Raw genomic sequence first — 25,982 nt, forward strand, 5'->3', positions numbered from 1 at the left:
AGCAAGGTTTTTGACCTCGGCGGCGACAACGGCAAAGCCTTTGCCAGCATCACCGGCACGGGCGGCCTCAATCGTTGCGTTCAGTGCCAGAAGGTTGGTCTGTTCGGCAATGTCGGTAATCAACGCAATGACTTCGCCAATGCGATCTGCCGACTGTGACAAGCTGACCACCAATTCGTTGGTTTCCTGTGCACGGGTCGATGCTTCGCCGGAAATCCGCGTTGATTCCGCCATCTGACGGTTGATTTCCGCGTTCGATGCCGACAGCTGTTCGGTCGCTGCGGCAACTGTTTCAACGTTGCCGGTGGCTTCTTGCGCCGAGTTGGCGACTTCTTCGGTTTGACCCGAAACCAGTTCGGCACTTGAGGTCATCTGCCCCGACACACCTTGCAGCTGATCACCAAGAGCTGCGATTTCATTCACAGCACTTTCGACTTCGTTCTGAAGCGTATCGGCAAGGCCAAGAAGTTCATCACGCAGCGCTTCGTTGCGTTCATGATTAAGGCGTTCTTCTTCGGCCTGCATGTCGCGGACCTTGATCGCATTATCTTTGAACACGTCAACTGCACGGCCCATGGCGCTGATTTCATCGTTGCCTTTGGACGGTACCGCAACTTCAAGGTTGCCGTCCGCCAGCTGAACCATGGTTTTCTGCAAACCGCCGAGACGGCGCAGTACGTTGCCACGAACATAGAGCACATAAATCGCAAGCGAAATCAGGATCGCAGCAATTGCAACCACGAACAATGCGGTCAGGCCTTGCTTTTGGACAACATTTGCCTCGGCAGCAGCAGCATCGACTTCGGCGTTCAGGGCCGTGACCAGCTCATTTACGCTATTGCGCATCGCGGTGGCATATTCGGCACTTTGAACAACCAGTGCCTGACTGCTTTCGGTCGCGGCAAGTTCACGTTTGCGAAGATCGGGAAGGCTGTCGTCGCCAATCGAAAGCGCCTGCATCTTGTCGATCAGATCGACATAGAATGTTTTGAGACGATCGTTGTCGAGCGCCTCCAGCTTGTCGAGTGCATCTGTATAAACACCACGAATACGCACAGGAATGATCGAAAGACGAACGGCCTGTGTTTCCGTTGTGCTGGCAATAATCATGTTCGACGCAGCAGAGCCAAGACGCTCGATCTCAAGGATCGGCGTGCGCGTATCAATCGCAGATGCCAGTTTCAGGAAGGTCTCAAGGATTTGCTCCTTGCTCTCGCTATACTGGCGCGAGGAGTCCTCCGCGAATGACGCTGCATATTGACCACCTTGGGAAATGTCGTTCTGGGTATAGGACAGAACTGGCTTCAAAGTATCGGCATATCGCTTTGCCAGGTTTTGGAATTCTGTCAGCTTCTCGGTTTTTTCATTGGAGACGGAAAACCGTTCCTGAGTAACTGTATGAAGCTGCTCAAGCGTACCCTGAAGAAGGTTGCGACTGTCATTGATGCTGGCGATCACTTCTGGCATGAAGCCGGTGGCTTCAATTTCGTTGATGTCAGTCACCAGTGCCGAAAGACGAACAGCAAGTTCATCATTGATGGCAATTTCTTCTTCGGTATTTGCCGCGGCAACGATACGTGGTGCGATGGCAACAATTTCTGCACTACCGGTTGCCAGTCGCTGTGCGGCGGCAATTGGTGGAAGTTTTTCCTCGGTGATGGTCGTAAGCGCATCACCGAATTTGGTAAATGATACGCCACCGACAACAGCCGAAACGACAGCCATCAATCCAACCACAGCAAACGAAATCAATAATTTGCTTTGGACCCCGAATTTAGTTCCCATTCTTTCTACCTTTTTGTTTCCTGACTTTTCCCTGACAGCTTCTGCGTCCGTCGAGGTTCTTGTAACCGCCCGGGTGGGTGAACCCATTGATTTTGTGGGCAGTCGTACAATCCCTAAGAGTTCTTTTTTGTTTATTGCCTAAGCGATACCCATTAATGGAAGAATATTATCGCGACTGCAACATTTAACCTTTAGTCGCATAAAAAACTCAATGGAAATTTGTGTGTGCGAGCCGGTGCAACATCGTTATCTGATGGCAAACATGGTTTTCGATCTGTCGTTTCGCTAAGCATGGCTGGACCTTGCAGGGTAAACAGGCTATAGGAGCGGTCGAAATTTTCGTTCGCGCGTTTTGCAGATACCGCACTTTATTGTATCCGCAAATGCCCGGACAGGCTGGCCTGAATGGGGCATGCTCATAGGGCCAGCGTGGTGCCAGTCGGCACCGATCCACATGAAGTTCAATGAATACAGGTTGTAGGTTATGGCCGGCCATTCCCAATTTAAGAACATTATGCACCGCAAAGGTGCCCAGGATAAAAAACGCGCCAAGATCTTCACCAAGATTGCGCGCGAAATTACCGTTGCTGCAAAAATCAGTGACGATATCGACAGCAACCCGCGTCTTCGTGCGGCAATTTCCGCAGGGCGTGCTCAAAACATGCCCAAGGACAACATCGAACGCGCCATCAAAAAGGCGACCGGTGCTGGCGAAGGCGATAACTACGAAGAAGTCCGCTACGAGGGATACGGCACCGCAGGTGTTGCCGTCATCGTCGAAGCGTTGACCGATAACCGTAACCGTACCGCGTCCGAGGTCCGTGCTGCTTTCACCAAAAGCGGTGGTAACCTTGGTGAAACCGGTTCAGTTGGCTTCATGTTCAACCGCCTTGGCGAAATCGTTTATCCGGCGAATGTTGCCGGTGCTGACGAAATCTTTGAAGCCGCACTTGAAGCTGGCGCTGCCAATGTTGAGTCTGACGATGACAGCCATATCGTTGATACCGAACTCGAAGACCTCAACACGGTACGCGAAGCTTTGACCGAAAAATTCGGTGATCCGGAAAGTGCCAAAATGGTGTTCCGGGCCGTCACCGAGGCAGATGTCACAATCGATCAGGCCCAAAGCATCATGAAGCTTGTTGATGTTCTTGAAGACAACGATGACGTTCAGAATGTCTGGACCAACGTTGCTTGGACCGACGAAATTGTCGCTGGCCTCGATAACTAATTAGTATTTGCCAACACCCGCCTTTCGCTTTTGAATGGCGGGTGTTTTGTATCTAATCGGTAAATTATAGGGTGACACTGTGGTCAGAGTCCTCGGGATTGATCCCGGTCTTCAACGTACTGGCTGGGGGGTGATAGACCTTCAGGACAACCGCATGCGTCATGTTGCCAACGGGGTTGTGACCTCGACCCAGTCGCTGTCGCTTGCCGAACGTCTTGATCAGCTCCATACCGGATTGATGGAAGTGATCGAAACATGGACCCCTGACGAGGCCGCGGTCGAAGAAACCTTTGTGAACAAGAACCCTGTTTCAACGCTAAAACTTGGTCAGGCACGCGGTGTTGCCTTGCTTGCTCCGGCACGAAGTGGCATCCCGGTAACGGAATATACACCCAATGCCGTCAAAAAGACGGTGGTCGGTGCCGGTCACGCAGCCAAACAACAGGTTGAAATGATGGTGTCGACCTTGCTGCCGGGGTGTGAAATTGCCGGGGCCGATGCCGCCGATGCGCTTGCCGTTGCTATTTGTCACGCGCAACATGCCGGAAACCGCGCCCTTGCCGCAACCATGGCAGCCAAACCGACAGGCAACGGCAGACCAGCAGGGAATGGGAGAAAATACAGGTGATCGCGAAACTGCGTGGAATTATCGATTTCATCGGCGAAGACAGCGTCATTATAGATGTGAATGGAGTTGGCTATCTTGTTTTTGCATCCCGTCGGACCCTGTCGATGCTGCCTGCAAAGGGCGGTGATGCAGGCTTGATGATCGAAACTCATGTCCGTGAAGATCATATTCATCTGTATGGATTTGCCGACAACGCCGAAAAACAGTGGTTTTCGCTTTTGACCACGGTGCAGGGGGTTGGTGCGAAAGTCGCCTTGGCCCTTTTATCTGTTTTGAGCCCGACCGATCTTTTGCGCGCCTTGGCCGCACAGGATACAACGGCACTCTGCCGTGCGCCGGGCATTGGCCCCAAGGTCGCCACACGTATTGTTGGTGAGCTTAAAGACAAGGCCGCCAAGCTGAACCTTGGCCCGGTTGCCGCCCCGACACCTGTCACAGAGGCCGCTGCGCCAGCCAAATCAGCCTCAAAATCAAAGAAAACGTCAAAATCATCCGATGATGTGAGTGCCGACACAGCAAGTGTTGAGCCGATTGTCGATGATGGTGTGGTGTTGGCCGATGCCGTATCCGCCCTTGTCAATCTTGGCTATGGCCGGTCCGAGGCCTTTGGTGCGGTCGGCAAGGCCGCTCAGTTGGCCGGTGATGACAAATCGATTGATACTTTGATCCGCCTGGGACTAAAGGAGCTTAGCGCGTGAGCGAGGAAGAAGACCGTCTGCTCAGTGGCGAGCGTCGCGACGAAGATCAACAGGATGGATCGTTGCGTCCGCGTCGGTTGGACGATTTTACCGGCCAGAAAGAAGTGCGTGAAAACCTTGATGTCTTTATTCGGGCTGCCCGGGCCCGCGAAGAAGCCATGGACCATGTTCTGTTCTTTGGTCCGCCCGGTCTTGGTAAAACTACCTTGTCGCAAATCGTTGCCAGTGAGCTAGGTGTTGGCTTTCGCGCAACGTCGGGGCCGGTCATTTCCAAGGCCGGTGATCTTGCCGCCTTGCTGACAAACCTTCAGCCACGTGATGTTCTGTTCATTGATGAAATTCACCGTCTGAACCCGGCCGTCGAAGAAATTCTGTATCCGGCAATGGAAGACTTCCAGCTTGATCTGATCATTGGCGAAGGTCCGGCCGCACGGTCTGTACGGATTGATTTACCCCCTTTTACCCTTGTCGGGGCGACAACACGTTCGGGGCTTTTGACCACACCGCTGCGTGATCGGTTTGGTATTCCGCTGCGTCTTCGATTCTACGAACCCGAAGAACTCGTCACCATCGTTGCACGTGGTGCGAAACTTTTGAATTTCGACATGACCCGCGAAGGGGCCATGGAAATCGCACGCCGGTCGCGCGGAACACCGCGTATTGCCGGTCGTTTGTTGCGCCGGGTGCGTGATTTCGCCTCTGTGGCAGAAAAATCACCGGTTGATAAATTTATTGCCGATGCGGCTTTGATCCGGCTTGAGGTCGATAACCTTGGTCTGGACAGTCAGGACCGGCGCTATCTTAATTGTATCGCCGGGAACTATGGCGGCGGCCCTGTCGGGGTCGATACGCTTGCTGCTGCCCTGTCTGAAGAACGCGATACAATCGAAGACGTGATCGAGCCTTATTTGCTGCAGCAAGGGTTGATCCAACGCACGCCACGTGGCCGTATGCTTGGGATTAAGGGCTTTAAGCACCTTGGTCTGACACCGCCGCGTGAAGCAGGGGGCGTACCACTTTCTGATCTGTTTGATGGTCAGGTTGATGGCCCGGCGGGGGATCAATCGGAATGACACAAAACGATCATGACGCGTTGCTGGGCTATCTTGATGGCAACCGGCATATCTATCCGTTGATTGTATTTTACGAGGATACGGATGCGGGCGGTATTGTCTATCACGCCAACTATCTTGCATTTGCCGAGCGCGCACGTTCAGCGATGCTTAACCTGTTGGGCTTTACCAATCGTAATGTTGCAGAACGCCACAAAGTTGCCATAGCTGTTCGACACTGTACGCTCGATTTTCGTCGTGCGGCCCGGTTGGAAGACCGCCTTACGGTGGAAAGCCGTGTGATAAAGCTTGGGGGCGCGTCGCTCGGTTTTGAACAAAAGGTGATGCGCGACGATGAAGAACTTGTGGTGATCGAGATATATCTCGCCTGCATGTCGCTTGAAGAACTTCGGGCACAAAGATTGCCTGATGAACTGAGAACGGCGTTCAATCGCTATCTGGATGTGGACAAGGACTAAAGAGAATATGGAAAATCAAGTGGTCGACGCGGTAACGCTGGGGCAGTCGGTCATGTCGCATGACATGTCTCTGTGGGGGCTTTTCATGCAGGCTGGGCTGGTCGTCAAAGTTGTGATGATCGGACTGTTAATGGCTTCGGTCTGGGTATGGGCTATCGTTATTGAAAAAATGCTGCGCCTTCACAAGTTGCGCGCGCAGGCTGGTACTTTTGAAGAAGCCTTTTGGTCGGGCGGTTCGCTCGAAGATCTGTATGACCGGATTGCCGATAAGCCGCGCGATCCGATGTCCGCGATTTTTGTCTCGGCCATGCGCGAATGGCGCCGGTCGAATGCCCGTGGGATCAAGGGCGATACAATGCGCGCACGTTTGCAACAGCGCCTTGAAAGAACCATGGAAACGACGCTTGGTCGTGAAATGGACCGGGTGGAACGCTATATGACGTTCCTGGCATCGGTCGGTTCAACCGCGCCGTTTGTTGGTCTGTTCGGAACCGTTTGGGGCATCATGGTATCGTTCCAGGCGATTGCCGCGTCGAAAAACACATCGCTTGCGGTGGTCGCGCCGGGGATTGCCGAAGCACTTTTGGCAACCGCAATGGGCCTTGTTGCAGCTATTCCTGCTGTGGTGGCCTACAACAAGATTTCTAGCGACCTGAACCGGTATAACAACCGTCTCGAAGCATTCGTTGATGAGTTTACTTCGATCCTGTCGCGCCAACTTGACGACGCGAGAGACTGATCATGGGCGCACAGCTTTCATCCCGATCAGGTGGCAGCGGACGTCGCGGGCGTCGTAACAGCCGCCGTGCCGCCATGAGCGACATCAACGTCACACCGATGGTGGACGTGATGCTGGTTCTGCTGGTGATCTTTATGGTCGCGGCTCCGCTGATGACGGTTGGTGTCGAAGTCGACCTGCCTGAAACCAGTGCTGCCCCGATGACCGGGCAGGATGAGCCGCTTGTGGTATCGGTTTCGCGCGAAGGCACCATCTATATTATGGACAGTGAAATCGCGCAGGAAACCCTGACCGAAAAACTTGATGCCATCACCGACAACAAACAGGAAACCCGTATTTTTGTGCGCGGTGACAAGGCCATTGATTATGGCCGTGTGATGGAAGTGATGGGACTGATCAAGGATGCCGGCTTTACCAAGGTCGCCCTGATCGCTGAATTGCCCAAAAAGGGTTCGTAACGAGATTATGCTGCGCTACGCTCTCATATCGTTTGGTTTGCATCTTGCGCTGTTTTTGATCGCATGGTTGGGCTTGCCCGACCTGTTCGAAGAAACGCCAATGGATTTGCAATCGATCTCGGTCGAAGTTGTGACGGTGGATGAATTTTCCGCAGCACCGACCAAGGCATTGCCAAAACCCGAGCCCAAAGAAAAGCCGAAACCCAAGCCAGTGGCAAAGCCCGAACCAAAACCGGTGGCGAAGCCTGAGCCGAAACCAGAACCGAAGCCGGAACCAAAGCCTGAGCCAAAACCAGAACCCAAGCCCGAGCCGAAGCCAGAACCGAAACCGGTTCCCAAGCCCGAGCCGGTTCCGACGCCCGAGGTAAAAAAACAGCCGGAACCGACACCGGAACCACAACCGGTTAAGGAGTTGGCCGAAGTAAAGCCGCAAAGCAAACCGACGCCACCTAAACCTGAACCGGTCAAAAAGACCGAACCGAAAAAGGAAGAGCCCAAGAAGGAGGAGCCGAAAAAGCGCCTTCTGGACAATATCCTAAAGGACGTTCGCAAGCTTAAGGAAACATCAGAAGCCAGCCCAACAGAGCCGCAGCCCGAGGAAACCCCGGAAGACAATGCGAGCGAAGTGGTGGCAACCCGGCTTGATGCGAATCTGACCATGAGCGAACTTGATGCGGTCAAACGTCAGATTGAAAAATGCTGGAGCCCACCGGCTGGGGCGAAGGAAGCAGGCGCGTTTGCGGTGGAAATCCATGTCAGCGCAAACCCGGACGGGACTGTTCGACAGGCGCGAATCAGCAACCTGAGCGATATTCAGGGTGACGCATCACGTCGAACAATTGCGGAAAGTGCACTTCGAGCTGTGCTAAATCCGCAATGCAGCCCTCTGAAACTGCCGCTGGATAAATACGAAATGTGGCGCACATTCACGTTCAATTTTGACATGCGTGAAATGCTGGGCCTTTGAGTTATAAGTTCTTGAACACGCGTGGAAAATAGCGAGGCAGGATGACGATCAAGACCAACGTACGAACACGAAATATGGTGAGCCGCGGCCTGGCAGGGTTGTGCGCGCTTGCTGTCGTCGCTGGCCTGAATTTTGGTTTCATTGCGCCGGCACAGGCAGAACTTCGGATTGATATCACCAGAGGTGAGCTTAAACCGATGCCAATTGCTGTCGCCCGGTTCCCGGGCGAGGGCGTTGCCGAAACGGAAATCGGTCAGAACATGACCCAGGTCATCAGTGCTGATCTGGAACGTTCGGGGCTGTTTTCGCCGATCAATGAAAAGGCGTTTATCCAAAGTGCCGCGTCGCTTGCGGTGAACCCGAACTTTGCCGAATGGCGCGCGATCAATGCGCAGGCCTTGGTGAATGGGCGGGTGGTTACCGAAGCAAACGGTCTGCTGCGTGTTGAGTTCCGCCTGTGGGATGTGTTGGCTGAAAACCAGATGGCGGGTGTTGCGTATCGCACGCAGCCCAACAACTGGCGGCGCATTGCCCATAAGATCGCTGATGAAATCTATAAGCGGATCACAGGCGAAAGCGGTTATTTCGATACCCGTATTGTTTATGTTTCGGAAACAGGTCCGGCTGACAAACGCATTAAGCGGTTGGCGATCATGGACCAAGATGGTGCAAACCACCGGTTCCTGTCCGATGGTCGGTTCCTTGTGCTGAACCCGCGGTTCTCGCCGACAGCACAGGAAGTGGTCTATATGTCGTACTTTAACGACAAGCCACGCGTGTATGTTTTGGATATTGATACCGGCGAGTTGGAATTGCTGGGCGATTTTCCGGGGATGACTTTCGCGCCCCGATTCGCACCAGACGGCAACTCGGTTGTGATGTCGCAGGCGTTAGACGGTAACAGCGAAGTTTATGAACTTGATCTTCGTACCCGTGAAAAACGTCAGCTTACGCGACATCCTGCCGTGGATACGTCGCCATCCTACTCGCCAGATGGGTCGCGCATTGCGTTCAACTCCGATCGCAGCGGCGCACAACAAATCTATGTGATGAATGCCGACGGTAGCGGCGTACAGCGCATCAGTTTCGGTGGTGGGCTTTATTCCACCCCGGTCTGGTCGCCACGCGGAGACCTGATTGCATTCACGAAATCGCAAGGAGGAAGGTTCTATATCGGCGTAATGCGGCCAGACGGTAGTGGAGAAAGACTGCTGGCCGAAGGGTTCCTCGTAGAGGGCCCAACATGGGCGCCGAACGGCCGGGTGTTGATGTATCATCGCCAGCATCCGTCCAAGGACGGAACCAAGGATCGCTTTCGTTTGTATTCGATTGATCTGACAGGTTATAACGAGCGAGAGATCGTTACACCTGCGGATGGGTCGGATCCTGCATGGTCACCCTTGATTCCCTGATATCTCAAGAGTATAGTCATCGTGAAGCACTGAATGCGATTCGCTTAAATCGCGGGCATTTTCGGTGTCGCGAGACATGGAAAACACCAACTCGGGCGAATGCGTCCGGTGTTAAGGGGAAATTTTAGAATGAAACTTCGTATTCTCAGCGTCTTTGCTGCTGCCGCCCTTTTGGCTGCATGTGAAACTGCTCCTGATAGCTCAGCTACCACCGGTGGCGAAGGTGTATCGACTGTAAACCAGCCGTCTACCAGCACCTCGCTTTCCGAAAGCAGCCCTGAGTGGTTTGCTGTTAACGTTGGTGACCGCGTATTCTTTGGCCTGGACAAATATGACCTGGCCGGTGAAGCACGTCGCACCCTCGAACTGCAGGCTGCTTGGTTGAAAAAATATCCGCAGTACAAAGTTGTTGTTGAAGGTCATGCCGACGAACGCGGCACCCGTGAATACAACCTTGCACTCGGCGAACGTCGCGCAAGCTCGGTCAAAGACTATCTGATCGCTCTGGGCATTGACCCGTCGCGCGTTGAAACCATTTCCTATGGCAAAGAGCGCCCGGTTGCTCTTGGCCATGACGAAGAAAGCTGGGCCAAAAACCGCCGCTCTGTATCGGTTATCCGTTAAGCGCGTGTGGGCTAAAGCCTGACTGAATATCAAGGCGCCTGTCCCGTTTGGGGCAGGCGCCTTATTTTTGCCGCCTGAAAATGTTTGAAAATGTAGTCGTGCCCTGTTCAAATCGGCATTTGGTAATATTGCATTGACGACAAAGGACCGAGAGGTTGTTGCATTTAATTTGTCCCTTTTTGCCAGACGCATCCTGCGATACTGCGAGGATAAGGTCCGTAGAAGCGCAGCGTGACTATGGTTACAAGGGGTGACATACCAATGCAGAAAGACATCCCGGTCCGAAGGGTTTGCTTTTCGCGGCGTTTCGCTGCGTTATATTGTTTCGCCGATGCGCCGCATCATCCTGCACGCAGTGCTTTGCCAAACGACACGCCAAAAAACAAACAAAATGGAGCAGATTAAATGCACCAGGCTCTGATGATGATCCGAGTTCGGTCAACCACTGAAACACAGGAAATCGTGGAGTCGGCAAATCGCGCTGAAGCCGTTTCCTGCCTAACCGGCCGTGGAAAAGTGGCTGAATCTGTTCGCAAAGGTCCTGGCTTGTTGGTCGCTTTGACGATTGGCGCTCTGGTGGGGATGACGTCCCTCGGATCGGTTTCGGCCTTTGCTCAGGATGCAAACGTTGGTCGGCAGGTCGAACAGCTGCGCAAGGATCTCGATTTGCTGCAGCGTTATGTTTACCGCGAAGGCCCGCCCGCAGGTGATGCTGCCTCGGCGGTAACCGGTGGTGATCCATCGACCCCGGCGGCTGCCCGTCAGCAAGTACAGATCAATGATCTGCAACGCTCTGCAACCCAGTTGACCGGACAGATCGAACAGTTTGATTTTCGAATCCGCAAAATGGAAGACCGCCTTGAACGGCTGGTCTCCGACATCGATTTTCGCCTGACACAGCTTGAAAACGGTTCGGGTGCCGGTTCTGGTGCGCCACTTGCCAATAATGGCAACGGCGCATCGGCAGAACCGCTTGCGGGTAGTGCTGCGGGCCAGACCGCAGGATCCACAGGTGGCACCTCTGATAACGGTTCGGCCGGTTCGGGCGAACCTCTTAATGATCGTGGTACCAAACTGTTTGGTGTAATCGAAAATGAGGGTCAACCACCGCAAATTCCATCCGGTGCGGCTGCGGGTGCATCTGCCGGGGCGGCGGCGACCGCGACGCAAAGTGCGGCTGCTGGCGTGACGCCAGAAGAACAATATCGCAATGCCTTTGGCTTGCTGCGCCGTCAGGAGTTTTCCGAAGCCGAAAGCGCGCTTTCGACCTTTGTTAAAGATCATCCCAACGATCCGCTGGCCGGTAATGCGCAATATTGGTTGGGTGAAACCTATTATGTGCGAGGCGAATTTGAAAATGCTGCCATCGCCTTTACCGAAGGTTTCCAGACCTATCCCGATAGCACGAAGGCACCCGATAACCTTCTCAAGCTCGGCATGTCGCTGGCCAATCTTGGCAAGAATGAAGATGCCTGCACGACCTTTGGGCACCTGATCGATAACTTCCCGAATGCATCGGCAGTTGTCCTTGATCGCGCGCGTCAGGAACGCAAAAGTCGTGGGTGTTCATAAGGTTCAACCCCCCAAGAATGCGGCATTATGAGCAATCCCGATAAGCCAACGACAGATGATCGCGCGGCGTCCGATGGTACACCATTGGACGCCGTTGCTTTTGCGCATCTGATAGACGGCTTTGCGCCATTTGAAACCGCCCCTGTTTTGGCGGTTGCGGTGTCTGGAGGGGCTGACAGCATGGCCTTGGCTCTGTTGGCGCATGAATGGGCGCAAACGCGGGGCGGTAAAATTGTCGCAATGACAGTGGATCATGGCCTGCGGTTAGATTCTGCTGATGAAGCTAAATGGGTTGGACATGCATTGCGCGCAAACGGCATTGCCCACATTGTTCTGCCGTGGTTGGGCGATAAGCCAAGCGGCGCGGTGCAAGAACGCGCACGTATTGCCCGCTATGACTTGCTTGATCAGGCCTGCGCCACACATGGCATTCTTCATCTTTTGGTTGCCCACCATCTTGATGATCAAATCGAAACCATTGCCATGCGCGATTCCCACGGGACGAAACCGATGGGACGTGCGGGCATGTCTTCGCGTCGTTTTCTAAAATCCGTGCGGTTGCTGCGTCCGTTTTTGTCCGTAGCAAAAAACGATTTGATTGCTACACTGAAGGCACGCGGGCAGGACTGGGTCGAAGATCCGTCCAATCAGAACCCGAAATTTGAACGCGTACGGATTCGTAAAGATACAAGGATCACGGTTGCCGCGGATCAGGAAGCCATTCCATCTGATGCGATGCAGACCCGTCTTACGCTCGAAGAAACGATTGCCAATGTTCTGGCCCGATCTGTGATGATCCTGCCGGTTGGGATTGCGGTTGTTGATACGGCGGGAATTTATCGCTCTCAGGACCGCGATGTCCGCTGCTATGCCCTTGGTCAGGTCATTCGAACCATCGGTGGGGCGGCGTATATGCCGTCTTTTGATGCCTTAGCCAACCTGCTCGACGCCACATATAATGATGCGTCACACCGCAGCAGTTTGGGCGGATGTGTCATTCATCGCAAATCAGACCGGATTTATATCTTCCGCGAAGTTGGCCGCATGGATAAAACTCCGATGGTCATTGACCCCGACGTTTTGCGTTCTGGTGGATGTGTGCGGTGGGATAATCGCTTTGAATGGGCCGCTTTATCGCCTGTTTTGCCCCCGTTGGCAGGGATATGGATTGGGCCGCTTGTGCTTTGTGATGTGTTTCACACGAAGGCATTTCGCGCCGCATTTGGGGAAATAGTCGGATTTATTGCTGATTTACCCCGCGCAGCCCTTGCATCCATGCCTGCTCTCTACGATAAAGAAGGCTTGCGATCCGTTGGCGGGCTTGAGGTTTCGGCACTTTCCGACGTATTATCCGCCGCCGGTTGTGTGATGCCCCGGAATAGGGGAGAAAATGCAATTGATGGGCGATGGCGGTTTGCACCACGTACCCCTTTGTGGGAAAGTGGGTTCAAATCGTTACCGAAACCCGTCAGCCTACTTGCGTAGCCGAGGCTTTTGACTATTTGTTAGCCATGCCTTGCGCAGGAATATTGTGCGCGACGGTAGAAATATTTTGCGACCAGTAGCTTGGAATGAATATGGGAAAAAATCTCGCACTGTGGGTTATCATAGCCATCCTCTTGGTGGCCTTGTTTAACCTGTTTCAGTCGCCTTCTGGACAGTCCGGTCAATCGTCGATGGCGTTTTCGGACTTCCTGGCAGAAGTTGATACCGGCCAGATTTCAGAAGTCACAATTCAGGGTAACACCCTGAGTGCGCAAACGCGCGATGGTCGCTCTGTTAATGTTTACACCCCCGATTACCCGAACCTTGTTGAAAAACTCAACGAAAAGGGTGTTCGGATTATCGCAAAACCGGAAGAAAGCCTGTCGCCGCTGATGAGTGCGCTGATCAGCTGGTTGCCGATGCTGCTGATCATCGGGGTCTGGATTTTCTTCATGCGTCAGATGCAGGGCGGCGGCGGCAAAGCCATGGGCTTTGGCAAATCAAAGGCGAAAATGCTGACCGAAAAATCCGGTCGGGTTACCTTTGAAGACGTCGCTGGCATCGAAGAAGCCAAAAACGAACTTGAAGAAGTTGTCGACTTCCTGCGCGATCCGCAGAAGTTCCAGCGTCTTGGCGGTAAAATCCCCAAAGGCATGTTGCTGGTCGGTCCTCCGGGTACGGGTAAAACGCTTCTGGCGCGTGCAATTGCAGGCGAAGCAAACGTACCGTTCTTCACCATTTCGGGTTCGGACTTTGTCGAAATGTTTGTTGGTGTTGGTGCATCTCGTGTACGCGACATGTTCGAACAGGGCAAAAAGAACGCTCCTTGCATCATCTTTATCGATGAGATCGATGCTGTCGGTCGTCATCGTGGTGCCGGTCTTGGTGGTGGTAACGATGAACGTGAACAGACGCTCAACCAGCTTCTGGTCGAGATGGATGGTTTTGAGGCCAACGAAGGTGTGATCCTTGTTGCCGCAACCAACCGTCCGGATGTTCTCGATCCGGCATTGCTGCGTCCGGGCCGTTTTGACCGTCAGGTTGTTGTGCCGAACCCCGATCTTGAAGGCCGTGAACGCATTCTTGGTGTGCACGCGCGTAAAGTTCCGCTGGGTCCGGATGTTGATCTGCGCACGGTTGCACGTGGCACTCCGGGCTTCTCGGGTGCTGATCTTGCAAACCTTGTCAATGAGGCTGCCCTTCTTGCCGCCCGTCTTGGCAAGCGCGTTGTCACGATGGCCGACTTTGAAAATGCCAAGGATAAAGTCATGATGGGGGCGGAACGCCGTTCCATGATCATGACGGATGACGAGAAAAAGCTGACAGCCTATCACGAAGGCGGTCATGCACTTGTCGCACTCCATACCCCGGCATCCGATCCGATCCATAAGGCAACCATCATTCCGCGCGGTCGTGCGTTGGGTATGGTGATGCGTTTGCCTGAACGTGATCAGGTTTCGAAATCCTATGAACAGCTGATTTCTGATCTGGCTGTTGCCATGGGGGGCCGTGTTGCCGAGGAACTTATCTTTGGCAAGGACAAGGTCACAACCGGTGCGTCTTCGGACATCAATATGGTGACGCAATATGCGCGTAAGATGGTGACCGAATGGGGCTTCTCGGATGTTCTTGGTAACGTCAAATATGCCGACAACCAGGAAGAAGTGTTCCTTGGCCATAGCGTTGCTCAGCACAAGAATATTTCGGAAAAAACCGCTCAGCTGATTGATGACGAAGTCCGTCGTTATTCTGATGAGGCCTATGAATTCGCCAAGCGGGTTTTGACCGAATATCTCGATGATTTGCACATTCTTGCCAAAGGGCTTTTGGAATACGAAACCCTGTCGGGCAAAGAAATCGACGCGCTTCTGCGTGGCGAGGAAATCAACCGTTCTGGCCATTCAAGTGGCAGTAACGGCAAGGATTCTGGTGGACGTCGCTCCACCGTGCCAAGCTCGGGCGCTGCACGTAAAGACAGCCCGGATGAAGGTGGCGGGGATATGTCCCCTGAGCCGCAGCCGGGCAGCTAACAGAAAGAGACTGATGGACAAGATCACCCGATCGGTCCTGCGAAGCCCCGCCGATGTGCGGGGCTTTGCTGATTTTGACGGACCGCTTTATTATGCACCTACCGGTTTCATCGACCATGCCGATGATCCCAATACACTCCCGCTGGCTGGATCGCGCCGCGGCTTTTCGGCCCTTGAAATTATTCGTCGCCGTGAAGGCGGCGGTGCCGAAAGCATGATCCTGCCACTCCTTGCCCTTGAAGGCTGGGTTCAAAATAGCGGGCGTGTTGATGAAATTAACAATGTGCTTGATCGTTTGATGACCAAGCGCGCCGATTTTGCCGGACTTGATATGGCTTCATGCCACGTCATGGGCATTGTTAATGTGACACCTGACAGCTTTTCTGATGGCGGGGATTACAACACGACAGACCAGGCGATTGCCCGGGGTCGTGAACTGGCCGACTTTGGCGCATCAATCCTTGATATCGGCGGCGAATCCACCCGTCCGGGGGCGGATGACGTTACCGAGGCTGAGGAAATCGATCGTGTCGTGCCCGTGATCCGTGCCTTGGCTGAGAAGGGACATGTGGTTTCAATCGATACACGCCACGCCAATGTGATGGAGGCCGCGATCAATGCCGGTGCTGCCATCATTAATGATGTTACTGGCCTTGAAGGCGATGAACGGTCGCTCGAGGTGGCTGCACGTTTGGGGGCACCTGTAATGCTGATGCATATGCAGGGCGAACCCGGCACCATGCAGGTCGATCCGCAATATGATTGTGCCGTTCTTGATGTGTACGACTATCTGCTCGATCGCATCGAAAGTTGCGAACGGGCCGGGATATCGCGCGACAAGATTTGTATTGATCCGGGTATCGGATTTGGCAAGACACTGTCACATAACCTTGAGTTACAGTCGCGGCTGGCGATTTTCCACGGTTTGGGATGCCCGATTTTACTTGGAACGTCGCGCAAGTCGTTTATCGGGAAAATTGACCCCAAAGCGGATCCAAAACAAAGGCTCGGTGGATCAATTGCATCTGCCGTCAATGGATGGCGGCACGGGGCGCAGATAATGCGCGTTCACGATGTTCAGGAAACTGTTCAGGCCATCTCGGTCGCAAGTTCGACGTCTCTGGTATAGGAAGCTCAGCGGACCTTTGCTTCCTGTATAGGTTGTCATTTTCGCCCGATTGATTAAAAGCAAGACCATTCAACATTTTGGGAATGTATATCCTTTTGGTTGGGTCTTGCTTTTTTTATATTTGGAATCTGGCATTTTCTGACCTTTTGCGGTTGAGGCTTGCGCATTTGCAAGCCGCACCACATACCAAAGAGTGAAATAAACAAAGTGGCGCAAAGTCACGCTTATTGGTTGAATAAACGAGCAGCTGCAAAGGTCTGTATATGAACGGAATTGTTGACCTGACCGAGGTCGGAAACAAAAGTATGACATCAAGTCGAAGTCTGACGGCGCAATGTGTGTTTGTCGTCGAAGACAACACCGATCTTAATAAGGATCTGTGCGAGTATCTTGAGATGTGTGGCTTTGACGTGGTTGGTTGCGAAACCGGTGCGAGCTTTTTTCGCGCGCTTAAAACCAAACAGCCTGATGCGGTCATCCTTGATATTATGCTGCCCGATGCTGATGGCTATGATCTTGCCAAATACGTCCGCCAGAACATTGATTGCGGCATCATGATGCTGACGTCCCTGTCAGGCATGGATCATCACCTGACAGGCTACAAGTCAGGTGCAGACGTCTATTTGACCAAAGACAGTCCTTTGTCGGTAATCGAAGCCGCTTTGCAGCCGTTATTGCGCCGTTCCTCGCGTGCAGACAGTGACGCCGATGAGGGAGCTGATGCCGCTGGTATGGAAGCGGGCTGGGTTCTTGATCTGCTCAATTGGACATTGGTTAATCCGCTTGGAAAGTCGGCATCCTTGACCGCAACCGAACGGACAATCATCAAGTTATTGATTGACGCGAACGGGGCATGGTTGACCCGGCCGGAAATCGTTATCGCTCTGGGTAAGGCCGATACAGCTGAAAACTGCCGCAACCTTGATACGGCAATCCGGCGTGTGCGCCAGAAGGTTCTCAAGGAAATTGGTGAAGAGCTTCCGGTACGCACAGCATATGGTCGTGGCTATGCCTTCACATCGCTTGGTGCCGTTTCCGGTGAAGCAGAAAACCTTTGACGTTTGGTGCGCCATCACGCAAGTAGTGCCGCGCTGTCCTGATTGGAAGTTTCACACGGTAGCAGCACACACAGCGCAATTCCCGTCGGCCCCAGATCACGTAATTTGATCGAGCCGCCGTGCGCGTCAACAATGCGTTGTGAAATATGCAGGCCAAGCGCACTGCGCAGGGCCTTTGTTTCCATCTCGCGGCGAAACAGCGCATTTCCAATCAAGCGGATTTCATCGCTATCAAGTCCTTCGCCCTGACAGGGGATCGATATTTCCGCCAGCCAGTTACTTTGCGCGCGCGCGGTAATATGGATTGGCTTTCCATGGGCAAAACGCCGTGACGTTTCGACCAGGTTGGTCATCGCCAGACCAATCAGTGTTTCATCGATATAGGCTTCAACACCGTTGGTTCCCGTACAGGTCACCAGAATTTCGGCATCGTCGCGTGTCGTATTGGCGACGAAATCATTCATGAAATGATCCAGCCCGACAAGCTCACGCGCCAACGAGAATTCCTTGTCGTCAATACCATCCTTGCTTAGGAAAATATCAACCAGACGGGCAAGTTTTCTGGCCTGAAGCTCAATGCGTTTTAGCCGGTTCTGAATATCATCGCTGTGATCTTGTAAACGGAGCATCAGCATTTCTGACGAACGTTGAATAACCGCAAGCGGGGTTCGGAATTCATGCGATAGCATTGAAATCAACTTGCGCTGTTCACCGACAAGCGATGTTGTTTCTTCGGCTCTGGTCGATGCAAACACCTGTTCCCGGTCCATTTGGGTCAGACGTATGGCCATCAATATGCCCATCGCGATGATGTGGAAAATGAAGGTGAATTGATGGAGGCCGATGCGTATCGGGGTGACCTCGATAAGTCCGGCATGGGCCAATTGCAACATGATGGCAGGGCCGCAAGGCAAGGCAAGGGCTATCAAATACGCCCAAAGCGTCTTGTTTCTGATATCTGCGGCAAGCCTTTTGACAAGAACCAAACAGGCGCAGGCCATGAAAAGTGCGACAGACGGAACGATATAGGTGCCAAACACGGTATAGAGTTCATTGGTCGTACCAATGAGGAAACTTAAAATGACGATGCAGTAGGCACATCCGAGCCAAAACAAAATTGGTGTGCGTTGGCGAAATTCAAGAATATGTATCCATAAAAAGACAACGGCAGCCTGTGAAACGATGTTGGTGGTCCCAATGAGAAAATCATTCATCCACGGGATTTCCGAGCGCAGCTGACTTAATCCGACACCATTTACAAGTGAAATGAGCATGCCCGCACACGCAATCCCGATGCCATAGCTGACAACAACCGCATCGCGGGCAATAAGCCCAAGGCTGAAATACGTAATGCCAAGGGTGAGAAACACCCCAAAGAAGATGTTTGTTGCCAGATTACGAAGCGTCATTGATGAAATAAGGTCTTGGGCCTGCCAAAGGGTGACAGTTAGCAAGTTCGTACTGTTACTTTGTACCCGGATAAACAGGTGATACGCACCCGCATCAAGTTTCGGCCAGGATGCGACATGCGTGCCGCTGGTAAAGGGACGCTTGCGCGCAGGAACGCGGTCGCCCATGCTTTCCTGCCAAATGGCATCGGAAAGCTTGGCCGTTGCGACATCCTTAAAAAGATACAGATCTATATGGTTGAGATAGCTTGGATTGGCCTCAATGTATGGGGGGGCGGTCAACATCTGATAGACGCTGAAATCGATCCTGTACCAGATGATATCTGACGTATACCCAAACGATGGGATTGATGCGCTTTGCTGAAAGTCGTCAAACGGCAGTTGCCGAACTTCATCAAGTGACATCTGCTGGCTTTGGTCGACATACCATGAAAGATAGGGTGTCAGATCAAGCTTGCCGGGAAGATCACCGTTTAAAACAATTTTATCGGTGTGCCCGGTGGTTGGTGGCGTAGTCCCATGCGCGCGCGCACCATTGGACCCACCAATCATTGCGACGATCAGGGCGACGAACAAGATGAACAAAAAGCGCGGTAACTTGGTGCGTATCAAGGTGGCCACGGGCGTTCGGCCCACGTTTTGACGTGCGGTTAATATGGTCCACATATGACGGCGGAATGATGCAAAGGCGGTCATGACGGCGCACCATTGTCATCTTGTGTTCGGGGCTTTTTTCGCGATACATGGGGGGCGGCCAAACCAAAGAAGTTTTGACGGGACGCTTTGACCGTTTCTTCCCGGTTATAGGGAATTTTGATCATTACCGTTGTGCCGGATGTCTCGCCGACACTGATCGACATTGATCCGTTATGGGATTGCACAATGCGGTTGGTGATATGCAGGCCCAGACCAACACCTTGTGTGACACCTGCGTCGCGTCCTCGGTAAAACGCGTTGGATACATTCGTCAGATCGTCAATGGGAATGCCCGGTCCGGCATCAATAACACGGATATAGACAAATCCGTTAGACGACCGATTGCATGCGACCCAGACTGGAGCGTCGGGGGCGTATTTACGGGCATTGTCGATCAAGTTGATGATCGCGCGTTCAAACAGAATGCGGTCAATATCGACAATGGCAAAATCGATATTTTTCAAGCTGACTTTCTGGTCCGGGATTTCACGGTTCCGTCGATTGATCAAATCACGTAGCAACTGATCAATGTTGGTTGGCTGCAAGGATGTTGTGAAATTCGCACTGTCGAGCGTCTCCTTGGTCAAAAAGGCATCGACCAATCCCGAAAGCTGACCGGCATTCCCACGAATGGTGGCAAGACGGCTGTGAACAGGGGCAGGCTCATTGCTCAAATGCAGGCCGAGAATTTCTGCTGATCGCTGAATGATCGCCAGTGGTGTTCGAAATTCGTGCGACAGCATGGTTATGAAAGTCCGCTGTTCGCCAGCAAGCTGATCGGCCCGCGCATTGGTTTGATGCGCATCAGTCCAATTGTAGGTCAGTCTCTGGGTGCGGTAGGCCATCGCAATTGCCACCATCACAAGATGTATCGACGAGCTAAGCGGGTAGACCTTGGTTGTGAAGGCCGTGATCGGCAGGATACCCAGCAGTGTCAAAACATGGATGTTGGCCGCAAGGGTTGGCAAAGCAAGTGCGATGAAAAAGAAGCTGTTCGATGCCAGACGCCTTTCACGATAGCTGACGTAAATCAGATACATCAAAAGCGTGAACAGCAAAATCACATTGGGAACAAAGAAGATCTGCGTGAAATAGATATAGGCATCCGATACCGCAGTGACCGAACCGATCATCGCCACTATGGAAAAGGCCATCATCACCCGAAACAGAACCGGGTTATAGTGATCAAGTCTGACGATATGGGTCCACATCGCGACACTGGCGCCAACGGCAAACGCGGTTCCTGTTCCGGTAATAAGGTCGCTGGCAAGTGGCCAAATCCCCTTTAGCAGAAGCTGGGCATATCCTGACGTACCAAGGTTGAACAGAAAGACAGATAAAACATATCCGCTGTACCACAGCACCGATTTGTCGCGTGATATGATGCCAAAGGTCAGATAGACACCAAACCCGATCAGCAGGACACCCAGAAAGCTGCTTTCAACAAGGTTATGTTCCTCGGTGTCGGAAACAAGCTCCGCCTCGGGGTATAGTTTGGCATGGAAAACATGGGCGCTGTTGGTGCGCACACCGATCATCAACCAATAGTGTCCTGATGGTAAATCCGGCCATTCTGATAAATGCCGGAGGCTGATCAAACTGTCTTTCGTGTTGGGGATCCGGTCACCAACAACATTTTTCCAGATGACATTGCGCGTCTCATCGTCAATCACGGTCAGGCGGATCTCGTTGAGATACGGCTCTCCCAATTCGATGAAGGCCCGTGAAATATCATTGCCTTGCGGCGTGGTAAGCGAAAAGGCCAGCCGATACCAAATAACGCGTGGGGTGTAACCGGGCCCTGCGGTGCTGGCGACGGGTTCAAATTCAGAAGACGGAATATCAATCAGTTGGGCAGGATCGGTGACGTTGCGATCAGATGTCAGGCGCTCCATAAACCGGTTTAGATCGATACTTGTTGTCGCGCCATTTGCCGGCAACACAAGGTGTGCCATGTCGGTCCGTGCCGATGCGGGCGGCGAAAACCATGTGATGGATGCGATAAGGGCAATCGTCAGGACACTTATGACGTCGCGCCAAGTCAACATCTGGCGAAAATCGCGCAAAGCGCCCCCAATTTCAGACAATTAAACAAGTCTATTTTTGATAGCGTTTTTTTTTGGTCAGGTCATCGGTTTTATCAGAATAGTCTGATGGGCGCGTGTTAACGGAATGGTCGCCAACGAGGCGTTAAAATGTGTCACTTGCCGGTAGCATTGAAACGTCACTTTGATATAACCGGCAGTCAGGATTTATGGACCGGGCGTTAAAACCGGCACACAGACAGAGAACACAAGCATGAGCCGCAAATATTTTGGCACCGACGGCATTCGCGGAACCGCCAATACCGCACCCATGACCGCCGAAGTCGCACTAAAGGTCGGTATGGCCGCGGGCAACTACTTCACCCGTGGTGATCACCGCCACAAAGTTGTGATCGGCAAGGATACGCGTCTGTCTGGCTACATGCTTGAACCAGCGTTGGTGGCGGGCTTTACGTCCATGGGCATGGATGTGATGTTGGTCGGGCCTATGCCGACCCCCGCTGTTGCCATGCTGACCAAATCGATGCGTGCCGATATCGGTGTGATGATTTCAGCATCCCACAATCCGTTTCAGGATAATGGCATCAAGCTATTTGGCCCGGACGGTTTCAAACTGTCTGACGAGGTGGAACTTGAAATCGAAGCGCTGATGGACAGTGATCTGTCTCATAAACTTGTTCCGGCAAATGCGCTTGGCCGGGCGCAGCGTATTGATGATGCACCGGGACGGTATATCGAAGCTGTGAAATCTTCGCTTCCGGGCAGTGTCACGCTTGAAGGTCTTCGTATCGTTCTTGATTGTGCCAATGGTGCGGCTTATTCCGTTGCGCCAAAGGTGCTGCGCGAACTTGGTGCCGAAGTGATTGAAATCGGCACGAAACCCAACGGTCTTAACATCAATGACCAATGTGGTTCGACCCACACCAAAACCATGTGTGATCGGGTCCTGTCTGAAAAGGCCGACGTCGGGATTGCCCTTGATGGGGATGCGGATCGTATTCAGATGTGCGATGAAAAAGGCCATCTGATCGACGGTGATCAGTTGATGGGGCTTGTAACCACCCACTGGAAACGAACCGGTCAACTGCGCGGCAATGCGCTGGTGGCGACCGTGATGTCCAATCTGGGGCTTGAACGCTATCTTGAAAGCAATGGCCTGCGTCTAATCCGCACCAAGGTGGGTGACCGCTATGTGGTTGAACAGATGCGTGCACTTGATTGCAATGTCGGCGGTGAACAATCGGGGCATATTGTTCTGTCTGATTTTGCCTCAACCGGCGATGGTCTTCTGGCCGGGCTGCAGGTCTTGGCAGTTCTGGCATCGCGCAGCGGACCGGTGTCTGAAATGAGCCGCGTGTTTGAACCGTTGCCGCAAATCCTTAAAAACGTGCGCTATACCGCCGGGGCCGATCCATTGTCGCAAAGCCGCGTGATTGACGCCATTTCTTCGGCGGAGAAGGCCTTTAACGGAGATGGACGGGTTTTGATCCGTAAATCCGGGACAGAACCGCTGATCCGTGTCATGGCCGAGGGCGATGATGCGGTAAAAGTCGAACAGATTGTCGATGGTATCGTGGCTGAAATCACCGCTGTTGCGGGCTGATCAACAGCGAATTCTGCAAGATACTTACTTTGGCTACATTGCGTTGGGGAGGATGATCATGAAGGGTCGTGTCTTGATTATTGCTGGATCGGACTGTTCTGGCGGGGCCGGTATTCAGGCCGATATCAAATCGGTGACGGCTCTTGGTGGTTACGCCGCAACGGCAATCACCGCCCTGACGGTGCAAAACACCACCGGAGTCTTCGACGTTTTGGGGGTTTCGCCTGAAATGATTGTTCATCAGGCGACCGTGACTATTGATGATATCGGTGCGGACGCGATTAAAACCGGAATGCTCCATAGTGTGCCGGTGATCGAAGCTGTGGCGGAATTTATCAAATTAAAATGTTCGGGTATTCCAATCGTAATTGACCCTGTGATGGTATCTCAAAGCGGTTCACGGTTGCTTCAGGAAGACGCGGTCGAAGCCTTGATAACCCTTATGATCCCCCTCGCCACGGTCCTGACCCCGAATATTCCAGAGGCAGAAGTGCTATCGGGCATGAATATTTCCAGCGAAGGTGATATGATTGCTGCAGCGCACAAAATCGGAGAGCTGGGCGCAGAGGCGGTGTTGATCAAAGGTGGTCACGCCGAGGGCGATAAGATTGTTGATATTCTTTGGCGTCGCGACGGGGACATCGAAGGGTTTGAAGGTGATCGCATCCCGTCTGAAAATAATCACGGTACGGGCTGCTCGCTTGCAAGTTCGATTGCAACTGGGCTGGCACAGGACATGGGGCTGAGTGACGCGGTGGCGCGTGCACGGGCCTATGTTCGCGAAGCCATCCGCACCGCCCCGAATTACGGCAAAGGAAACGGTCCGCTAAACCACGCGCACCCTGTCACCGGATAAAAACACGGCAGGACGCGCCAATCTAGGATGTCGTGGTATGCCGGGAACGTCGTTTTTTCATCAGGCCCGTAACAACGCCTGGTCCAATCATCGCCTGTTGGGGGCATGTCAAAAACTCACCGCCACAGAACTTCGTGCGCGCCGTGCGTCTCTCATGCCATCAATTTTACAAACCCTTAATCACAGCCTGATTGTCGATTGGTATTATCTGGATGCCCTGATCAAAGGTGGGCGCGGGCAGGATTGTTTTGCCAACCAGATGCCATTTATCACCATCGAGACGTTTGGCGCGGCTCAGCGCAATGCCGATGTCAGGCTGATGGCCTTTTGTGAAAAACTCGATGACAAGGATGTGGTGCGCGACGTAACCCTCGTTAGACCCGATGATGTGATGGTCCGTGAGAGCATTTCAGCGGTTTTGTCACATCTGTTTGTTCATCAAACCCATCATCGTGGGCAGATCCATGCGATGCTGTGCGAAACAACACAATCGCCACCGCAACTTGATGAATATCATCTTGAATCCGGTGCCGAATTTCGCAAAAGTGACTTCACTGCTTTGGGTTGGAATGTCGCCGGATTATCGGCTGCTATGGTCTATAAGGATAACCATGAATAAAACAATGATCCGCCGTGCCATCCTTGCTGGCGGGATCGCGATCTTGGCCGCGGCAACTTATGGCAGCCCGGAACGCTACATTGCCGACATGATCTGGACCGATGATGCCGCACCGTGGGAAAAGGTGACGGCTGTTTATGTGCCCGATACATCAAAGCCAAACAATGTTCTGGTTTCAGATGCGCAATTTGCCGATCTTGAATCCTGTCGTGCCCATATCCACAATCTGGCTGTCGAGCACGACGACCCCGACCTTAAAAAAGGTCGCTACGATTGCGCAATCGGATTCTATGTGCAGCAAGAAGACAATGGCGTCACGGGCGATTATCGCCTGATGCTGCAATAGATCCCTTAAAGCACATACCAAAGCAAGGCGGGCAGGGCGATGGCCGCAAGGAAGCTTGAGCTGATGACAACACCGGCGACTTCTTCGGGGTCGCGGTTATACAGCTGGGCAAACAGATAGCAAAATACTGCAACCGGCATCGAACATTGCAAAATCACAACGCCGCGTTCGACCCCGGTCAGGCCCATCACTTCTGATAGTCCAAGACCAACCCCAAACCCCATACCAAGACGCAAGGCACTTAATGCCGTGCTACGCGCCAGGCTGACCGGGCGCAGTTTCGCAAGCGACACGCCAAGGGTAAACAGCATCAACGGAATGGTCAGCTGACCAATCAGGTTGGTGGTATTGTAAAGCCAGTCAGGAACGGTGGTGTCGGTGGCAAGAAAGCCCGTCGCGATCAGGGTCGCGGGGATAATCGGCATTTTGGCCAAAGACCGAAGCGAAAAACTGCCCGATACAAATGCCACCCCGATCGTTAACTGGATCACGACGTAAGTGGCAAAAAACGCAACCGATAACGCCAGTCCTTCGGGGCCATATGCCAGCATGCAAAGCGGCAAGCCGACATTGCCAACATTTGGCCAGGTAAGCGACTGCAAATAAGTGCGCGGGGAAAGTTTAAACACCTTAAGGATCGGCCAGCCGATCAGGGCGAAAATGACGTTGGCAGCAAGTGCGGCGGTCCCCATCGAGATCAGGGTATCACCACCAAGCTCCACCGTCGCAAGGGCGGCAAAGGTCAGGCAAGGTGTCGCAAAATATGTGACAATCGATGTGACCAGATTGGTGTCAAAATGTTTGCCGGCACGGGCCCAGAAATAGCCAAGCCCGGTGGTAATGAAAACAGGTGCCAAAATGGCAAAAATATCGGCAAACATTGATCAAACGGTCCCCAAGAAAGCGATTTGCGCCCAAATTGTCATGTGACGCAGTAATTCTGCAAGAAAATAATGGTAATACCAATTTTTCGGTATGTGCATAAAGTCGCAGTTTGCGTGTTACCGCGCTTGTCTTTGGTCATGCGGATACGGCATTGTTGTTAAACGCGCATAATCAGC

Annotated in this window: 23 protein-coding genes; 19 read left to right on the forward strand and 4 right to left on the reverse strand. The window is 52.9% G+C overall.

Going from position 1 to position 25,982, the window contains the following annotated elements; genetic code table 11:
- A partial coding sequence (locus tag COO92_RS20850; protein ID WP_101304869.1) for a methyl-accepting chemotaxis protein occupies positions 1-1,785 on the reverse strand: 1,785 nt, incomplete at its 3' end.
- A 484-nt stretch (positions 1,786-2,269) separates the two neighbouring features.
- Here COO92_RS20850 and COO92_RS20855 point away from each other — a divergent pair.
- The 15 genes from COO92_RS20855 to COO92_RS20925 all read left to right on the forward strand — a co-directional run bounded on the left by COO92_RS20855 (position 2,270) and on the right by COO92_RS20925 (position 17,347).
- Positions 2,270-3,016 (forward strand): YebC/PmpR family DNA-binding transcriptional regulator, encoded by a 747-nt coding sequence (locus COO92_RS20855; RefSeq protein WP_022730342.1) that lies wholly within the window; start codon positions 2,270-2,272, stop codon positions 3,014-3,016.
- A gap of 79 nt (positions 3,017-3,095) precedes the next feature.
- Positions 3,096-3,644: a crossover junction endodeoxyribonuclease RuvC gene (gene ruvC / locus COO92_RS20860; protein WP_101304870.1), complete on the forward strand. Its 549-nt coding sequence runs from the start codon at positions 3,096-3,098 to the stop codon at positions 3,642-3,644.
- Positions 3,641-4,342, forward strand: a complete 702-nt coding sequence (gene ruvA, locus COO92_RS20865; protein WP_101304871.1) for a Holliday junction branch migration protein RuvA — start codon at positions 3,641-3,643, stop codon at positions 4,340-4,342. Before ruvC ends, ruvA begins: the two co-directional genes overlap by 4 nt.
- Entirely contained in the window at positions 4,339-5,415 is a 1,077-nt protein-coding gene (gene ruvB, locus COO92_RS20870) for a Holliday junction branch migration DNA helicase RuvB (RefSeq protein WP_101304872.1), read from the forward strand. Before ruvA ends, ruvB begins: the two co-directional genes overlap by 4 nt.
- On the forward strand, positions 5,412-5,873 hold the full coding sequence (locus COO92_RS20875; RefSeq protein ID WP_101304873.1) for a YbgC/FadM family acyl-CoA thioesterase: 462 nt from the start codon (positions 5,412-5,414) through the stop codon (positions 5,871-5,873). Before ruvB ends, COO92_RS20875 begins: the two co-directional genes overlap by 4 nt.
- Before the next feature lie 7 nt (positions 5,874-5,880).
- On the forward strand, positions 5,881-6,612 hold the full coding sequence (tolQ, locus tag COO92_RS20880) for a protein TolQ (protein WP_101304874.1): 732 nt from the start codon (positions 5,881-5,883) through the stop codon (positions 6,610-6,612).
- A gap of 2 nt (positions 6,613-6,614) precedes the next feature.
- Positions 6,615-7,070 carry a protein TolR gene (tolR, locus tag COO92_RS20885; RefSeq protein ID WP_165792418.1) on the forward strand — a complete coding sequence of 152 codons (456 nt, stop codon included), beginning with the start codon at positions 6,615-6,617 and terminating at the stop codon, positions 7,068-7,070.
- 7 nt (positions 7,071-7,077) lie between these two features.
- Complete coding sequence (locus COO92_RS20890; RefSeq protein ID WP_101304875.1) at positions 7,078-8,037, forward strand: energy transducer TonB; 960 nt, start codon at positions 7,078-7,080, stop codon at positions 8,035-8,037.
- 74 nt (positions 8,038-8,111) lie between these two features.
- Entirely contained in the window at positions 8,112-9,449 is a 1,338-nt protein-coding gene (tolB, locus tag COO92_RS20895; protein ID WP_420823349.1) for a Tol-Pal system beta propeller repeat protein TolB, read from the forward strand.
- A gap of 129 nt (positions 9,450-9,578) precedes the next feature.
- Complete coding sequence (pal, locus tag COO92_RS20900) at positions 9,579-10,073, forward strand: peptidoglycan-associated lipoprotein Pal (RefSeq protein ID WP_022730351.1); 495 nt, start codon at positions 9,579-9,581, stop codon at positions 10,071-10,073.
- 516 nt (positions 10,074-10,589) lie between these two features.
- A complete protein-coding gene (ybgF, locus tag COO92_RS20905; protein ID WP_240626549.1) occupies positions 10,590-11,645 on the forward strand; it encodes a tol-pal system protein YbgF in 1,056 nt (351 codons plus the stop codon).
- A 27-nt stretch (positions 11,646-11,672) separates the two neighbouring features.
- Positions 11,673-13,130: a tRNA lysidine(34) synthetase TilS gene (gene tilS / locus COO92_RS20910; RefSeq protein WP_101304877.1), complete on the forward strand. Its 1,458-nt coding sequence runs from the start codon at positions 11,673-11,675 to the stop codon at positions 13,128-13,130.
- Between the two features lie 86 nt (positions 13,131-13,216).
- On the forward strand, positions 13,217-15,160 hold the full coding sequence (gene ftsH, locus COO92_RS20915) for an ATP-dependent zinc metalloprotease FtsH (protein ID WP_101304878.1): 1,944 nt from the start codon (positions 13,217-13,219) through the stop codon (positions 15,158-15,160).
- 13 nt (positions 15,161-15,173) lie between these two features.
- Positions 15,174-16,289 carry a dihydropteroate synthase gene (gene folP, locus COO92_RS20920; RefSeq protein WP_101304879.1) on the forward strand — a complete coding sequence of 372 codons (1,116 nt, stop codon included), beginning with the start codon at positions 15,174-15,176 and terminating at the stop codon, positions 16,287-16,289.
- A 305-nt stretch (positions 16,290-16,594) separates the two neighbouring features.
- Positions 16,595-17,347 carry a response regulator transcription factor gene (locus tag COO92_RS20925; protein WP_240626550.1) on the forward strand — a complete coding sequence of 251 codons (753 nt, stop codon included), beginning with the start codon at positions 16,595-16,597 and terminating at the stop codon, positions 17,345-17,347.
- 14 nt (positions 17,348-17,361) lie between these two features.
- Here the strand turns inward: COO92_RS20925 and COO92_RS20930 are convergent, their stop codons facing one another.
- Together COO92_RS20930 and COO92_RS20935 are read right to left on the reverse strand one after the other, a co-directional pair.
- Complete coding sequence (locus tag COO92_RS20930; protein ID WP_165792419.1) at positions 17,362-19,377, reverse strand: sensor histidine kinase; 2,016 nt, start codon at positions 19,375-19,377, stop codon at positions 17,362-17,364.
- Between the two features lie 71 nt (positions 19,378-19,448).
- Positions 19,449-21,539: a sensor histidine kinase gene (locus COO92_RS20935; protein WP_133125103.1), complete on the reverse strand. Its 2,091-nt coding sequence runs from the start codon at positions 21,537-21,539 to the stop codon at positions 19,449-19,451.
- Between the two features lie 211 nt (positions 21,540-21,750).
- On the opposite strand from COO92_RS20935, the gene glmM reads away from it, so the two are divergent.
- The 4 genes from glmM to COO92_RS20955 are packed head-to-tail and all read left to right on the forward strand — an operon-like array spanning position 21,751 to position 24,921.
- Positions 21,751-23,100: a phosphoglucosamine mutase gene (gene glmM / locus COO92_RS20940; RefSeq protein WP_101304883.1), complete on the forward strand. Its 1,350-nt coding sequence runs from the start codon at positions 21,751-21,753 to the stop codon at positions 23,098-23,100.
- A gap of 58 nt (positions 23,101-23,158) precedes the next feature.
- Positions 23,159-23,956: a bifunctional hydroxymethylpyrimidine kinase/phosphomethylpyrimidine kinase gene (gene thiD, locus COO92_RS20945; protein WP_101304904.1), complete on the forward strand. Its 798-nt coding sequence runs from the start codon at positions 23,159-23,161 to the stop codon at positions 23,954-23,956.
- Positions 23,957-23,993: 37 nt separating this feature from the next.
- Positions 23,994-24,575, forward strand: a complete 582-nt coding sequence (locus COO92_RS20950; RefSeq protein WP_101304884.1) for a DinB family protein — start codon at positions 23,994-23,996, stop codon at positions 24,573-24,575.
- Entirely contained in the window at positions 24,568-24,921 is a 354-nt protein-coding gene (locus COO92_RS20955; protein WP_101304885.1) for a hypothetical protein, read from the forward strand. Before COO92_RS20950 ends, COO92_RS20955 begins: the two co-directional genes overlap by 8 nt.
- A 5-nt stretch (positions 24,922-24,926) precedes the next feature.
- Here the strand turns inward: COO92_RS20955 and COO92_RS20960 are convergent, their stop codons facing one another.
- Positions 24,927-25,802, reverse strand: a complete 876-nt coding sequence (locus COO92_RS20960) for an AEC family transporter (RefSeq protein WP_022730363.1) — start codon at positions 25,800-25,802, stop codon at positions 24,927-24,929.
- Positions 25,803-25,982 lie beyond the last annotated feature (180 nt).

It is taken from the genome of Thalassospira lohafexi (genome assembly GCF_002844275.1).
GTDB lineage: Bacteria > Pseudomonadota > Alphaproteobacteria > Rhodospirillales > Thalassospiraceae > Thalassospira > Thalassospira lohafexi.